A 14,896-nucleotide genomic window follows, 5' to 3' on the forward strand; every position below is an offset into this window, starting at 1 on the left:
TGTAAAAATAGTGTTTATCTGTCGTTTTTAATCGACTTTACGAATCTACAAATAAGAAAAAACAAACGAATCCTTTTTCACAAAAAAACAACAATATCAAATGAACGAATACTAAAGTATAAAGTACCCTTTCATACAGCTTACCACCTCTTTAATTATATTGCCTAAATAAATTCATAAGTATATGCTAACCAATACCCTTATAAAGTATATTTTCACTTTCAAACCTATTTTTATTATAGTCTACAAAAAGTAATCACTGCTAAAAGTGCGATAATTACTAACTTTATGATACATTTGCACCATATTAAATAGATAAACTAAGCGATTTGCTCAGTTTTTAAACTTTAGATATTTATGAAAAAACATATTCCTAATATTATTACGCTACTTAATTTATTATCTGGATTAATTGCGTGTGTTTATGCCTTTGACGACAATATTCATATGGCTTTCTTATGGGTGTGTATCGGAATATTTTTTGATTATTGGGATGGATTTGTAGCTCGCCTTTTAAATGTAAAAAGTGAATTAGGACTACAATTAGATTCTTTAGCAGATATGGTAACAAGTGGTGTAGTTCCAGGTTTAGTTGTTTACAAACAATTAGCTAATATTCAAGCTAACCAAGAATTATACAACCTAACACCTGAGACATATTATATGGGAGTGGTTCCTTATTTAGGATTCATTATCACATTAGGAGCTGCATATAGATTAGCGAAGTTCAATATTGATACACGTCAAACAGATTCATTTATTGGATTGCCAACTCCTGGTAATGCTTTATTTATTTTAAGTTTACCAATGATTATATCAACAACAGATAACGAAACAGTAATCTCTGTATTAAGTAATCCTTACTTATTAGTTATCTTGAGTATTTTAAGTGCTATCATTATGAATGCTGAATTACCATTATTCTCATTAAAAATAAAACCAGGTAATATTGGAGCTTATAAATTACAGATTGTTTTTGTAATCGCATCAATTATACTTTTAATAGCATTACAATATTTAGCAATACCGATTATCATTTTGGTTTACATCCTTCTTTCAATTATAAAGAATGTAACTTCAAAACAAACAGTATAACAAAAGAGGATATGATAGACATCATATCCTCTTTTTATTTTATAAACAATTGATATTTAAAATAGTACAATTTGTAAACTATTAAAATTCTTTTTCAAAACAGCATTTATAAAAAAGTTTTGGCATAGTAATTGAACTATACTTGAAAACTTTTTTTTCATACTACTTTTTTTTTGCCCTATACTACTTACCCCAATTTGTATAGGGCTTTTATTTTTTAAAAAGTGTACATCTACACGTAGGAATAGCTATCAAGGTACAAATAATAGCTGCTTTATATTTCCTTTTTAGTACACGTTTACCTCATAAATTTCAAAATAATATAGCTCTGTTAAACACCAAATAATACTCTTTTGTGGGTTTTATTTTGAGTGTATGTATACTGTATGTATACTCCTTGTATAGTCAATGTATAAAAACTATGTAAAAGTTTACAAGCAATATACATAGCATATAGAGACAATATACATATACCTACAATATGATTACCAAAACTTATGTACTCGATTAATAAAAATCTGCATTTTTAATTCTAATATATACTCACTTATAAAATTCATTTATCAAGTACTAAACTCTATTTTACTTGATAAAAGCATCCTTTACTTTATACAATTGTCCCAGTCAAAAGCAATTGTAAAAAGTATCAAAAGGATAACAAAAGATACTTTTCTCCTCATTTTTAGAACATAAAAAACATTATACTGCTTATAATTAAAAAAAAACTTTCATTTGCAACCAATTCGTCAAACCAAACATAAATAACTAAAAATCAACACATAACAAATTAATAAAAAGACAATTATTAATCACAATTGATGTTTATTTTGAATTATTTTCAGTATTAACATTGGAATAAGATTTTTTTATATATTTTTAACAAAACATAATTTAAACAACATGCTTAATAATTTAGACCCAACTATTATTACCTTCTCAATCTATTTGGTTGCCGTTTTAGGTATTGGAATAATAGCTTACTTACGCACTAAAGACTTTTCTGATTACATTTTAGGAGGTCGAAGTTTCGGGCCATTAGTTACTGCTCTTTCAGCTGGAGCATCAGATATGTCAGGATGGCTTTTAATGGGCTTACCTGGAGATATCTATAAATTTGGATTATCTCGTAGCTGGATTGCTATTGGATTACTGATTGGAGCTTATTACAACTGGAAACTTGTAGCAGGAAGACTACGCGTTCACACAGAAGTAAACAATAATGCTTTAACATTACCTGACTTCTTTCACAATCGATTCGGTAGTGATGGTAAAGTAGTAAAAACAGTAGCAGCTATTACAATTTTATTCTTTTTCACTATTTACTGTGCCTCTGGAATGGTAGCTGGTGCAAGGTTATTTGAAACCTTATTCCACATGGAATACATCAATGCACTATACTTAGGAGCATTAGCAACAATAGCATATACATTTATTGGTGGATTCTTAGCTGTAAGCTGGAGTGATACAATTCAAGCCTCATTAATGCTATTCGCTTTAATCTTAACACCTGTTATGATTGTAATGCATATGGGAGGTTGGGATTCAATCGTTACTTATACAGAACAAGCATCATTACTAACATCGATCCCTTATAGAAGTTTCACACACAATGTTGAGTTTATCGCTATTATTAGTGCTGCTGCTTGGGGATTAGGATACTTTGGTCAACCTCATATTCTTGCTCGTTTTATGGCTGCAGATAGTGCTAAAACAATGCGTAAAGCAAGAAAAATAGGAATGACTTGGATGGCATTATGTCTTGGAGGAGCTGTAACAATTGGTTACTTAGGAATTAGCTACTTCCAAAAAAATCCTGACCAAGCAAGTGTTGTTAGTACTGACAATGAAATGATTTTCATTGAACTTATCAAACACTTATTTAATCCTTGGGTAGTTGGTGTTTTACTTTCTGCTATTCTTGCCGCAGTAATGAGTACATTAAGTTCGCAACTTTTAATGTCTTCGAGTACACTAACACAAGATTTCTATAAAGCGTATTTCAGAAGAAGCGCAAGCCAAAAAGAGTTAGTATGGACAGGAAGACTTACTGTTCTTTTAATTTCTTTTGTTGCAATCTTAATTGCTTATGACCCAAATAGTAAAATCTTAGCTTTAGTAGCTCACGCGTGGGCAGGATTTGGTGCTGCTTTTGGACCAGCAATCTTATTCATCTTATTCTGGAAAAGAACAACTGGTATTGGAACTTTAGCAGGTATTACAGTTGGAGCATTAACTGTTGTTTTATGGCCTATTTTATTTGGTACAACAGTATATGAAATCATTCCAGGATTTATATTCAGTTCAATCGCTATTTATTTAGTATCAAAATATGGAAAACAATCAAGTGAAGAAATGCAAAACAAATTTGTGGAAGCAGATGCAATTTATCACCGTGAAAAATAATTGTTAGAATTATATATATTTCTTATTTGTAAAATCCCAAAGACGCTAATGTCTTTGGGATTTTTTTATGCACTTATAAAATGAAATACGATTCATATAACTGAATAATTGTCTAACCAAAACAAAACTGATAACTTTGCTGTCTCTTTAAATACAATCATGCAGACAACAACTCCAGTACATCCTATCTATAACTTACAGTTTATCTTAGTTTGTTTAAGTTCACTATTATTCTCAGCAAGTTTTAATATGCTTATTCCTGAACTTCCAGATTACTTATCAGGATTAGGAGGAGCAGAATACAAAGGATTAATCATTGGATTGTTTACCATTACAGCAGGTATCTCACGACCTTTTAGTGGAAAACTAACGGATAAAATTGGTCGTGTGCCTATTATGGCGATAGGTTCTGTGGTATGTTTCGTATGTAGTTTACTATATCCAATCTTGACATCTGTATCCGGTTTTTTATTCCTGCGTTTATTACACGGTTTTTCTACTGGTTTTAAACCAACAGCAACTGCGGCTTATGTTGCAGATATTGTACCGAAAGAACGCTGGGGAGAAGCGTTGGGACTTCACGGAATATGCTTTAGTACCGGAATGGCCATTGGTCCTGCTATTGGTAGTACCATCAAAATATATACTTCAATAAACTTTTTGTTTTACACCTCTGCTCTATTTGCATTATTGTCTATTATCATCTTATTAAATATGAAAGAGACATTGAAAGACAAAGAGAAACTTTCTTTTAAAATGTTCAAACTAACAAAGAAAGATATATTTGATATTGGTGTATTCCCAGCAGCATTTGTAACGTTTATGTCGTACATCGCTTATGGTGTAATCCTTACTTTAATACCCGATTGGACTGGACACTTAGGTTTAGAAAACAAAGGGATATTCTTTATGATTTTTACCATATCCTCACTACTTGTACGTTTTGTAGCAGGTAAAGTATCTGATAAATATGGTCGTGTATTAATTATCAATATTGGGTTAATTCTACTATTTGCGTCTTTAATGATTATTGGTTTTTATGAATCAGTATCAGGACTTTATATGGGAGCATTTATGTATGGAATTTCTTTAGGAATCTTATCTCCTGCTTTAAATGCGTGGACAATAGACTTTAGTAATCCTGATCAAAGAGGTAGAGCTATTTCTACTATGTACATAGCACTTGAAGCTGGTGTTGGTGGAGGAGCTTTTATTGCAGGATGGTATTATAAAGATACTATTGCACACATACCAACGATTATGTATGCAAGTGCAGCTGTAATCTTCATTAGTATATTATATATGTTTTATAGAAAAGTATCTTTAAAATAACCTGATATTCACTCCGCATTATACCTTATTACTCCTGCAAATATTTGTTGGGAGTTACACCTGTGTGTTTCTTAAAAAACTCAATAAAGGCACTGTCTGAAGAGAAACATAACTCTACAGCAATTTCAGAAATAGTTAGTTTTTCTGCCAACAATTCTATAGCCCGAAGTAAGTTCCACTGTAAACGCCAATCTTGATAAGACATTCCCGTTTCTTTTTGGAAAATACGCGAAATAGTCTTTTCACTCGCTCCTACTTCCTTGCTTAAATCCTTTAAAAAAGGTGGCATTTCTTTCTCAAAAACAAACGACTTTACTTTGTCTATTAATCGGTAGTCAGTTGGAATTTTAAGCTCATAATCACCTTTTTCAGCTATTGTTAGTTCATCCCAAAAAACAGCAAGAATGTGCTCTTGTTCTACCGAATATGAAGTTGTCCACTCCCACCAAGCAATGCGTTCAATTAGTTGTTGCAATAAAGGATTCACAGATAATACAGTTAAATCTGTAGGCAAACTTTTTATCGCTACACTATGAATATAAATAGATCGATAAGCTACTACATTTCTAAATGTCACTCTATGTTTAACCCCTGCCGGAATAAGCAATAACTTCCTTGGCGGAAGTATCACTTGTCTATCTTCAGTAATCAAAGTCATACAACCAGACGGAGCATATAAAAATTGCAGATGATTATTGTGTTTATGATAGCCAGAATCGTGTTGTACCAAATCAGACGCTAATCCTATTACAGGCAAACCAATCTGTTCTAAGTGAAAAATATCTTCTTTGTTCAAGTACGCCATTTGTCCTTTAATTGATGTTTTTTGTTTTTATAGTGTTATAAAGATAGTCCAATTGCGTCAGACCTTTGTACAAAATATTACTCTTTATGCAAACAAAACTCAATATTACCTTAATGGTTCTACTAATGATGTTCCCTCAATTTGTGGAAACAATTTATAGTCCCGCTTTACCTTCTTTATCATCGCACTTCAATATTCCCCCTGAAAAAACATACTTAACTATAAGTATCTATTTTAGTGCCTTTGCAATTGGCGTTATATTTTGGGGAATTATAAGCGATTATATTGGTAGGAGAAAAGCGATGTTAGGAGGGATAATTGTTTATGCACTTGCCTCACTGCTTGCCTTGATAGCCCCTACGTTTGAAATAGTATTAGGTGCCAGATTTATTGCAGCTTTTGGAATAGCTGTAGGTTCTGTCATTACGCAAACTATGATGCGAGATTCATACAGTGGTCAAGAATTAAACAAAGTGTTTTCAATAATGGGTATAGCCCTTTCGATTAGTCCTGTGATTGGATTGTTTTTAGGAGGTTTAATTGCATCATTTTTAGGATATGTAGGTATCTTTTCTGCGTTAGCATTATTAGCTATTATTCTCCTGTACATTAGCTACAACAAGTTGCCCGAAACAAAACAAGGAGAAACAAAGGTTACTTTTAAAACGATTATGCAAGTAGCCTCTTCGCTGTATAGAAGCATAGATATTTGGCAATTTGCTTTGCTTATAATGTGCTTTAATGTCTTACTGTTTAGCTACTTTACTTATGCTCCTTTTATCTTTGAAAAAGCGGGACTAAATACAACAATATACGGTTATAGTGGCGTATTACTTGCTTTAGGAACATTCATTGGAAGCTACTTTAACAAGTATTGCATTTCGAAAGGAATTAGCACAAATACCCTTATTAAACTGTCCACATTATTAGCACTCATCAATTCCTTTTTTGTGTATTTACTAAAGGATAGTTTACTATTCTTATTACCAAACATATTAATCATAGCCTCATTTGGTATCGCAATTCCAAACATATTAAGTGTAGCACTACAAAACTACAAATCATCTATAGGTACTGCAGGCGCACTATTTGGCTTACTCTATTATTCATTAATTGGTTTAGGTTTATTGAGTAGCCAGTGGATAAACAACTACGCTTTTGTACTACTAACTTTTAGCACAATTGCATTGGTAATTTCTTTTTCTTTAAAGCCTCGAGAAATGACATAAAAAAAGGTTAGCTATTCAGCTAACCTTTTTTATATAACAAACATCTTAATCTTCTTTTTTATCCTCTTCGTCGTTTTGAGTCTTTAATGACAATTGTATTTTCTCAATTGAGTTTCTATACATTTTCAAGACTTTACCATTATAGTTTTCTAAAGAAACTTCATCGTTCACTTTATATTCGTCTGCAGGGTAAACTTCACTAATCAAACCAGCAAGGGTATCATAATGTTCACTTTCAACAAGACGTATTGGTAATAATCTATTGATGTCTGAAAGGTTATAGTGTGCATTCACAACATAAACACCTTCATCTATAGCTTCAACAATTGGTTCTTCATTATCATACTCATCTTGAATCTCACCTACAAGCTCTTCTAAGATATCCTCCATTGTTACAATACCAGTAAACTCACCTACTTCATTAGTAGCAATAGCCATCTGAAGGTGCTTAGCTTGAAACTGTTTAAGAACATTTTTAATTAAAGCATTTTCAGAAATAAAGATAGGTTCACGAATTAAAGAAGCTAAGTCTATATCTTGTTGATCTTTAATCATAGCTTTCATTAAGTCCTTCGTATAAATAACACCTTTAATATCATCTAAAGAATCCTCATATACCGGAAATCTTGAATATCCTTCATTAATAGCGTAATCAATGGCTTCTTTAACCGTAGTTGAAAGTTCAATAGCAGAAACATTCTTACGCAAAGTTTGAATATTATTTACACGACGATCGTCAAAATCAAATACATTTTGAATTAAAAGGCGCTCTGTTTCTTCAATAGCTCCTCCTTCTTGACTTTCAGTAATAATCATTTTTAACTCTTCCTCAGTGTGGATATCAGACCCGTGAACAGGAGTAATACCAAACAAACGAAGTAATCCATTAGCTAATCCGTTCATCAACCAAATAATAGGTCTGAATACGAAATAGAAAATACGTAAAGGCAACGCTACAGTAAAAGTAGTTTTCGTTGGAAAATGAATAGCTAATGATTTTGGTGCTAATTCACCAAATACGATATGTAAAATTGTAATTATAGCAAAGGCTACAGGGAATGAAATACTTTTAGCAAAAGAATACCACTCTGGACCAGTAAGTCCAAATACTTCAAATAAATACATTAAAACAGGTGTTAGAGAGCTTTCTCCTACCCAACCTAATCCTAATGAAGCTAAAGTAATACCTAACTGAGTTGCTGCTAAATAAGCGTCTAAGTTTGCAACAATGCCCTTAGCTACACCAGCAACTTTTGAGTTTAACTCTTGATGTACTTCAATCTGAGAAGTACGAACTTTTACAATTGCAAATTCCGCTGCAACGAAAAATCCATTTAATAATACAAGGAATAGCGTAAGTAACAACTTCGCTACAGAAATTTCTTCGTGTACAATGCCGGAATTAACTAACATTGTAACAATCTGGGGGTGTATATCCATTTTAAGAATTAATAAAAGACCAAGTTTAATTTTTTTAAAGGCCTTAAAATCATATTATAAGTAATATGAATCTTATGTCAAAATTACTAATTTAATTGATATTAAGCCTAAGTTAAAATACTAATTTTAAAAAATATATAATAATCTGTCTATCATTCCAATATGAGACCTACTAATAACATAATATTGGACACAAAAACAACTACATCTTTTCTACATAAAAACCCAATCACATAACAATTTACTAAGACCTTTGTCTTTAAATTGAATCTTTCTCAAAGTGAAAAGGTAATATATTAACCAAAGATGGAGAATAGCAAACCTTACCCTCAGCTCCCATAAAATACATTTCAATAGGTTGCTCTTGTTTTGTTTCATACTCCAAGATACTTTGTCTACAAGCACCACAAGGAGGTATTGGACTATTGGTAAGTTTCAAATCAGACGAAGCTGTAATTGCTATTTTTAATATTTTCTTTCCTGGATGTACTGCTCCTGCATAAAAAATCGCAGTACGTTCTGCACATAAGCCAGATGGAAATGCTGCATTTTCTTGATTAGATCCAACTACAATTGTACCGTCTTCTAACAATAATGCTGCACCAACTCTAAACTTAGAATAAGGTGCATAAGCCTCTTTTCTAACTTGAATAGCTTTCTCCATTAACTCTTTATCTTGGACAGCTAATTCAGCCATTGAATCATACTCGATAAAGGTTGTAACAATTTCAATTTTTTTCATAATATTTCATTATTAGAGACAAAAAATCCAAACTCACGGTTTAATGTGGTTTGGATTAGTTATACAAATATACTTATTTTTTCTTATCCTTTGTATCTTTTATTTCCGATATCAAAAGTTAAAGAAAAACGTAAAGTATTTTCCATTGGATTATTAATTTTAGATGTTGAGAACAAATATGCTAAGTCAATTGATACTAAGCTATATTTAAATCCTGCACCCACAGTAGCATACTGTCTTGCCCCTTTTTCTTGACTCTCGTGAAAGTATCCTGTTCTAAAAGCAAATTTATTATCAAATAAATACTCAGCTCCTAAAGACCAAGTGATCTCTTTCATTTCTTCACTAAATCCTCCTGGTGCATCACCAAATGATTTAAACACTCCTTTAAACCATCCCATATCACCATACTTCTGTAATTCCATTTGGTAATCATCTTGGTTGTTTCTCTTAAACTTAGGAGGAGTTGGAACTAACAATTTATTCAATTCTCCAGAAACAGTAATCGTATTTTGTTGATCAATAATAAAATCAAAACTACCCCCTAATTTTAAATTAGCTGGCAAAAATGATCCGAATTGCTGATCATCATATTTTATCTTAGGACCTAAGTTTTGTACGTTAAACCCTGCTCTCCACTTACCGTCAAAACTCGAAAAAGCAATTTTATCAGATTCATAGAATCCAGAAACATCAACCGCAAAAGAACTCGCACTTGTACTTGTTCCATCAACTTCTGGCATTTTTAAATTTGAATTTATAAATCTACCAGTAACAGCCATACCGAAATTCTCACTTAACTTTAATGAATAAGAAACATCAATTGCAAACTCATTAGGTTTCTTTGTTACTACACCCCCATTCAAGTCTTCGCGCATATCAATCTCTCCCATTCCAAAATAACGTAAGCTTGCACCAATAGCACTTCTCTCATTATATTTATTGTAATAGTTAAGTTGTCCTAAAGACATATCACTTGTTATTTTTGACATATAAGGTGTATAACTAACAGCAAAACCTTGACTCTGATCAGCAAACGCATATTTTGCAGCATTGTGTTGTTGAGAAAATGCATCTGTAGTAGTTGCTACTCCAATATCTCCCATTCCTGCTGAACGAGCATCTCCTGCTATCAATAAAAAGGGTACTCCCGTAGTAATAGGGCGATTTTCTTTTTGTGCGAACAAAGATTGTCCTACTAAAACACTAACAAGTAAAGCTGTTACTTTTTTCATTTATCTTTTATTTAAATTCAATATTCTTTTAACGAGCGTTAAAATTGTTGACTCTATAGTTGGGTAAATATATGCTTTTAAAATTTCTCTTAAAGAAAAAAGCCCGACTAATCTTATAATTACATTAACAATTAAAACGAGAAGTCAATATTACTATTTCCTAATTAGAAATACAAATATTATATCAAAAAACTAAATAGAAACTATTTTATACATTTTTTTTACCTAAAACCAAAATATACCACAAACAACACCTATAAAAAAACATCTCATTATGTTAAAATTAATAACAAATATTCTCATTCATTACTAAACTTCACTTGTACTTTACATTTTAAAGAAGAAAACGATTGAAACTAAAATAACATCCTTTAAATTATTTCTCTATATACTACATCAAATACAAAATAAGTACATATTTACTATATCTTTGTAGTTGATTTTTTTAGCAAAATTTGATTGCCTAATATTATCTATCTATACAATAGATGATTTAAATGAGCGTTATATAGTAGATAGATTTATAAAAAATAACAAAATACTGATAATTTGTATTTATAATAGAGGTAATATTATTGCTAATTAAACGTTAATTACTAAATTGCGTACAATTTCATATCCATTATAATAAAGATGAGAATTAAAAGACTTTTTAACTTTCGAGTACTTAGCGGTATATTAATTGCTGCAAGTATCACGAGTTGTGGTAATTCAAATAGCAACGTTTCAACTTCTACGGGTTGGAAAATTAATGATAGTAAAGGAGGATTCCAATATAACACAAAATACGAACAAAAAACTCCAAATGGGATGGTTGCCGTTGAAGGTGGAACATTTACAATGGGGCAAGTACAAGATGATATTATGTCTGATTGGAATAATAGTCCAAAACAGATGTACGTACAGTCTTTTTATATGGATGAAACAGAAACAACAAATATAATGTACAATGAGTACCTATATTGGTTGCGTACTGTATTCCCTCAAAACAATGAAATTTATAAAGAGATTTATAAAAGTGCTCTTCCTGACACAACAGTTTGGAGAAGTGCTTCTGGTTTTAATGAAGCTTTAATTACGAGTTATTTAAGACACCCAGCATACGCAAATTACCCTGTAGTTGGTGTTTCTTGGTTACAAGCAACAGATTTTGCTAAATGGCGTACTGACCGTGTTAATGAGTTAGCACTTGAAAAAGCTGGTTACTTAAAGAAAGATGCTAAGATTGTTGAAGCATATGCTGACGCACACTTTAGTACAGACACTTATTTAATGACTCCTTCTCAAGTATACGGAGGTAATAGTGATATTGTTTATAGAGGTAAAGATAACAAAGCTGGTGAAGGAGATAGAAACCTTTATGCAACACAAAACTACGGACTTTTCACTTCTCAGTTTAGACTTCCAACTGAAGCAGAATGGGAATATGCTGCAATTGGTTTAATCGGAAACCGAGAGTACAATAACTATAAAGGTCGTAAAACTTATCCTTGGGATAAATCTGGAAAAAGAAAGAAAGGTAAGCCAGCTCCACAAAACACGAAATATGCGAACTTTAAACAAGGACGTGGTGATTACGGAGGTATTGCTGGATGGTCAACAGATAATGGAGATATCACAAATGCTGTGAAATCATATCCTCCAAATGATTTTGGTTTATATGATATGGCAGGTAACGTTGCTGAATGGGTTGCAGACGTCTATGATCCTGCAGTAGATCAAAACGATACTGACTTCAACTTCTACAAAGGAAATGTTTATTACAAAAACAAAATAGGACCTGATGGAAAACTTGAGATTGTAACAGACCAATCTGTACAATTTGACACGCTATCTACAGGAAAATTAAGAGTTAGAAACTTACCAGGACAAATAGCACAAGAAGTTTATGACCCTGCAGTTATCGACGAAATTGTTCAAACTGGTTTAGGTGGTAGATCTCCTGAAGACAAGCCTAAAACAAATGATAAAACAGCTTTATATGACAATAAATCAAGAGTTATAAAAGGTGGTTCTTGGAAAGATAGAGCTTATTGGTTAGATCCTGCTACAAGAAGATTCTATGCAGAAGATCAAGCAACAGATTATATCGGATTTAGATTAATCATGACTAAAGTTGGTCCAAAATCTGATAAACGAAAAACGAAAAATTAATATTTTTTATAATATTCTTTTACAAAGCCCTAATTCAAATTAGGGCTTTTTTTTATACTTTTGACACATGGATATAACAGAACTTTACCAATGTTTTTTACAGTGTGACGGAGTTTCTACAGATACAAGAAACATACGCCCAAACTCTCTTTTCTTTGCTTTAAAAGGAGAGAACTTTGATGCAAATGAATTTGCACAAGAAGCTTTAAACAAAGGAGCTGCTTATGTTGTAATGGACAATAAAAAATTAGTAACTGATGCAAGTAAAATGCTTCCTGTTCCTAATGCCTTAGGTACTTTACAACAATTAGCAAAATACCATAGACAACAATTAGGTTTGCCTGTTTTAGCATTAACTGGTAGTAATGGAAAAACAACTACAAAGGAATTAATCACAGCTGTTTTAAGTCAAAAATACAATGTTAAGGCTACTATTGGAAACCTTAATAATCATATTGGAGTACCATTAACGTTATTATCATTCGATGAGGAAACAGATATTGGTATTGTTGAAATGGGAGCTAATCACAAGCAAGAAATAGCTCAACTTTGTGAAATAACTGATCCTGACTTTGGCTATATCACAAACTTTGGAAAAGCCCATTTAGAAGGTTTTGGTGGTTTTGAAGGTGTTATTAAAGCTAAAAGTGAAATGTATGATTATTTAGAAGATCATCATAAAACCGCTTTTGTGAATATTGATGATCCAACACAAGACGCAAAGACAATTACATTTAACAGATATACATTTGGGATTGAAGAAACAGCTGATGTAACTATTCAAGGTTATAATGCACAACCAAATGCAACTGTGGTATTTGAGAACACAACTTTTAACTCTAATCTAACAGGAATATACAATACTACTAATATAGCAGCTGCAATTTCAATTGGTAAATTCTTTAATGTACCTACAGAAGAAATTAAAGAAGCAATTTGTAATTACAATCCTACCAATAATCGCTCGCAATGGATTACTAAAAATACAAATAGCATTTTACTTGATGCATATAATGCTAATCCAAGTAGTATGGAGGCTGTCTTAGAAAACTTTGCACTATTAGATGATAAAAGAGAGAAAGTCTATGTATTGGGAGATATGAGAGAATTAGGAAAAGAAAGTAACAAAGAGCATAAATCTATTGTAGCACGCTTTTCAGAAGATTCTACAAACACTATTTACTTTATTGGAACTGAATTCTACAAGACTTCTAACACAATTAAAAATCAAAATATAAAATTCTTTGAAACTTTTGACAAATTCAAAGCGTTTATAAATGAAAATAAAATAAGTTTTCAAGACAAACTTTTCTTGATTAAAGGTTCAAGAGGAATTGCTTTAGAAAGAGTATTAGATTTAATTTAATCATATAAAAAAAGACGCTTTATATAAAGCGTCTTTTTTTATATGATTATTTCTCTTCAACTTTTTTAATCTCTAATCTCGTTATTAGTGGAAAGTGATCCGAGTTTTTAAACTTATCAAAAGTTTCAAACGACTTAACTTTAATTCTTTTATCAACAAACACATAATCGATACGCATAGGATAATAAGAAAAATCGTAACTCTTACCAAATCCTTTCCCCGCTTCAACGAAAGCATCGTTCAAATCTCCCTTAATATTTCGATATACATATGAAAAAGCACTATTATTCATATCTCCACAAATAATCTTAGGAATTGACACATCATTCATATGAGAACGTACTAATTCAGATTGAACCTGTTGCTCTTTAAACGCTTTAGCGATTCTATTAATGATCATTTTTGACTTTGCCTCATCTATCTTTTCATGTATATCAGGACTTATACTAATCGATTGAAGATGGATACTGTAAACTCTAATAGTATCTTGATCTTTCAAAATATCAGCAAACACAACATTGTTATTAGAACTCGGAAGATTTATTTCTCCCTTATCTATTATCCTGTATTTTGAATAGATAGCTTGCCCTGTCTTTATCTTATTACCATGTGATGTAATAAACTTATATGGATATTGCTTAAATCTAAGATTAGTATTCTTAGAAAACTCCTGAAAACACAATACATCAGGATCGTGTAAATCAACAAACTCTTTTATCTTTGATGATACATCAACTCCAGGAATCCAATCAAAAAGATTAAACAACCTTACATTATAACTCATTAATGTAAACTCCTCTTTTGTAACAACTTCATTTCTTCCGGAAAACTTATAAAACTTTGTTATAAAAGTTATCCCCAAAATTAAAATCATTACTGACAACCAAATCTGGCGCTTCATTTGGATCAACCAATAGAATAGAAAAACCAAATTGATTATTAAAAACAAAGGTAGAATCAACGTAAAAACAGATAGCAATGGAAATAGTTTTGGTGCCAAAAAAGGCAAAAAATAACCTACCAGAGACAAAATTGCCACCAGTATATTTCCACCATAAACTACTTTATTAAACCACGAAAGATCCTTCATAATCT

The 14,896-nt window shown here is 31.6% G+C and carries 11 protein-coding genes; 6 read left to right on the forward strand and 5 right to left on the reverse strand.

Going from position 1 to position 14,896, the window contains the following annotated elements; translation table 11 throughout:
* Positions 1-357 precede the first annotated feature (357 nt).
* The 3 genes from GQS07_RS01340 to GQS07_RS01350 all read left to right on the forward strand — a co-directional run bounded on the left by GQS07_RS01340 (position 358) and on the right by GQS07_RS01350 (position 4,830).
* Positions 358-1,095, forward strand: a complete 738-nt coding sequence (locus GQS07_RS01340) for a CDP-alcohol phosphatidyltransferase family protein (RefSeq protein ID WP_158209306.1) — start codon at positions 358-360, stop codon at positions 1,093-1,095.
* 900 nt (positions 1,096-1,995) lie between these two features.
* Entirely contained in the window at positions 1,996-3,498 is a 1,503-nt protein-coding gene (gene putP, locus GQS07_RS01345) for a sodium/proline symporter PutP (protein ID WP_158209307.1), read from the forward strand.
* 159 nt (positions 3,499-3,657) lie between these two features.
* Complete coding sequence (locus GQS07_RS01350; protein ID WP_158209308.1) at positions 3,658-4,830, forward strand: MFS transporter; 1,173 nt, start codon at positions 3,658-3,660, stop codon at positions 4,828-4,830.
* Between the two features lie 28 nt (positions 4,831-4,858).
* On the opposite strand, the gene GQS07_RS01355 is transcribed toward GQS07_RS01350, so the two are convergent.
* Positions 4,859-5,635, reverse strand: coding sequence for an AraC family transcriptional regulator (locus tag GQS07_RS01355; RefSeq protein ID WP_158209309.1), 777 nt, complete (start codon positions 5,633-5,635; stop codon positions 4,859-4,861).
* Between the two features lie 86 nt (positions 5,636-5,721).
* Between GQS07_RS01355 and GQS07_RS01360 the strand changes: the two genes are divergently transcribed.
* Positions 5,722-6,864, forward strand: a complete 1,143-nt coding sequence (locus GQS07_RS01360) for a Bcr/CflA family efflux MFS transporter (protein WP_158209310.1) — start codon at positions 5,722-5,724, stop codon at positions 6,862-6,864.
* Between the two features lie 45 nt (positions 6,865-6,909).
* Here the strand turns inward: GQS07_RS01360 and GQS07_RS01365 are convergent, their stop codons facing one another.
* The 3 genes from GQS07_RS01365 to porV all read right to left on the reverse strand — a co-directional run bounded on the left by GQS07_RS01365 (position 6,910) and on the right by porV (position 10,281).
* Positions 6,910-8,304 (reverse strand): hemolysin family protein, encoded by a 1,395-nt coding sequence (locus GQS07_RS01365; RefSeq protein WP_158209311.1) that lies wholly within the window; start codon positions 8,302-8,304, stop codon positions 6,910-6,912.
* A 259-nt stretch (positions 8,305-8,563) separates the two neighbouring features.
* Positions 8,564-9,046 carry a cytidine deaminase gene (cdd, locus tag GQS07_RS01370; RefSeq protein ID WP_158209312.1) on the reverse strand — a complete coding sequence of 161 codons (483 nt, stop codon included), beginning with the start codon at positions 9,044-9,046 and terminating at the stop codon, positions 8,564-8,566.
* Between the two features lie 83 nt (positions 9,047-9,129).
* Complete coding sequence (porV, locus tag GQS07_RS01375; protein ID WP_158209313.1) at positions 9,130-10,281, reverse strand: type IX secretion system outer membrane channel protein PorV; 1,152 nt, start codon at positions 10,279-10,281, stop codon at positions 9,130-9,132.
* Between the two features lie 633 nt (positions 10,282-10,914).
* On the opposite strand from porV, the gene gldJ reads away from it, so the two are divergent.
* The gene (gldJ, locus tag GQS07_RS01380) at positions 10,915-12,435 is read left to right on the forward strand and encodes a gliding motility lipoprotein GldJ (protein ID WP_158209314.1); all 1,521 of its coding nucleotides are present in this window, start codon (positions 10,915-10,917) and stop codon (positions 12,433-12,435) included.
* A gap of 67 nt (positions 12,436-12,502) precedes the next feature.
* Positions 12,503-13,801, forward strand: a complete 1,299-nt coding sequence (locus GQS07_RS01385) for a UDP-N-acetylmuramoyl-tripeptide--D-alanyl-D-alanine ligase (protein ID WP_158209315.1) — start codon at positions 12,503-12,505, stop codon at positions 13,799-13,801.
* A 46-nt stretch (positions 13,802-13,847) separates the two neighbouring features.
* Here the strand turns inward: GQS07_RS01385 and GQS07_RS01390 are convergent, their stop codons facing one another.
* Positions 13,848-14,891, reverse strand: a complete 1,044-nt coding sequence (locus tag GQS07_RS01390; protein ID WP_158209316.1) for an endonuclease/exonuclease/phosphatase family protein — start codon at positions 14,889-14,891, stop codon at positions 13,848-13,850.
* Between the last annotated feature and the right edge of the window lie 5 nt (positions 14,892-14,896).

This window comes from Myroides phaeus (assembly GCF_009799805.1).
GTDB classification, from domain to species: domain Bacteria; phylum Bacteroidota; class Bacteroidia; order Flavobacteriales; family Flavobacteriaceae; genus Flavobacterium; species Flavobacterium phaeum_A.

What these genes read in the sequence shown, in the direction of transcription:
- GQS07_RS01340 (WP_158209306.1), top strand. Translation starts at nt 358, where the DNA reads ATGAAAAAACATATTCCTAATATTATTACGCTACTTAATTTATTATCT.
- putP (WP_158209307.1), top strand. Translation starts at nt 1,996, where the DNA reads ATGCTTAATAATTTAGACCCAACTATTATTACCTTCTCAATCTATTTG.
- GQS07_RS01350 (WP_158209308.1), top strand. Translation starts at nt 3,658, where the DNA reads ATGCAGACAACAACTCCAGTACATCCTATCTATAACTTACAGTTTATC.
- GQS07_RS01355 (WP_158209309.1), bottom strand. Translation starts at nt 5,635, where the DNA reads ATGGCGTACTTGAACAAAGAAGATATTTTTCACTTAGAACAGATTGGT.
- GQS07_RS01360 (WP_158209310.1), top strand. Translation starts at nt 5,722, where the DNA reads ATGCAAACAAAACTCAATATTACCTTAATGGTTCTACTAATGATGTTC.
- GQS07_RS01365 (WP_158209311.1), bottom strand. Translation starts at nt 8,304, where the DNA reads ATGGATATACACCCCCAGATTGTTACAATGTTAGTTAATTCCGGCATT.
- cdd (WP_158209312.1), bottom strand. Translation starts at nt 9,046, where the DNA reads ATGAAAAAAATTGAAATTGTTACAACCTTTATCGAGTATGATTCAATG.
- porV (WP_158209313.1), bottom strand. Translation starts at nt 10,281, where the DNA reads ATGAAAAAAGTAACAGCTTTACTTGTTAGTGTTTTAGTAGGACAATCT.
- gldJ (WP_158209314.1), top strand. Translation starts at nt 10,915, where the DNA reads ATGAGAATTAAAAGACTTTTTAACTTTCGAGTACTTAGCGGTATATTA.
- GQS07_RS01385 (WP_158209315.1), top strand. Translation starts at nt 12,503, where the DNA reads ATGGATATAACAGAACTTTACCAATGTTTTTTACAGTGTGACGGAGTT.
- GQS07_RS01390 (WP_158209316.1), bottom strand. Translation starts at nt 14,891, where the DNA reads ATGAAGGATCTTTCGTGGTTTAATAAAGTAGTTTATGGTGGAAATATA.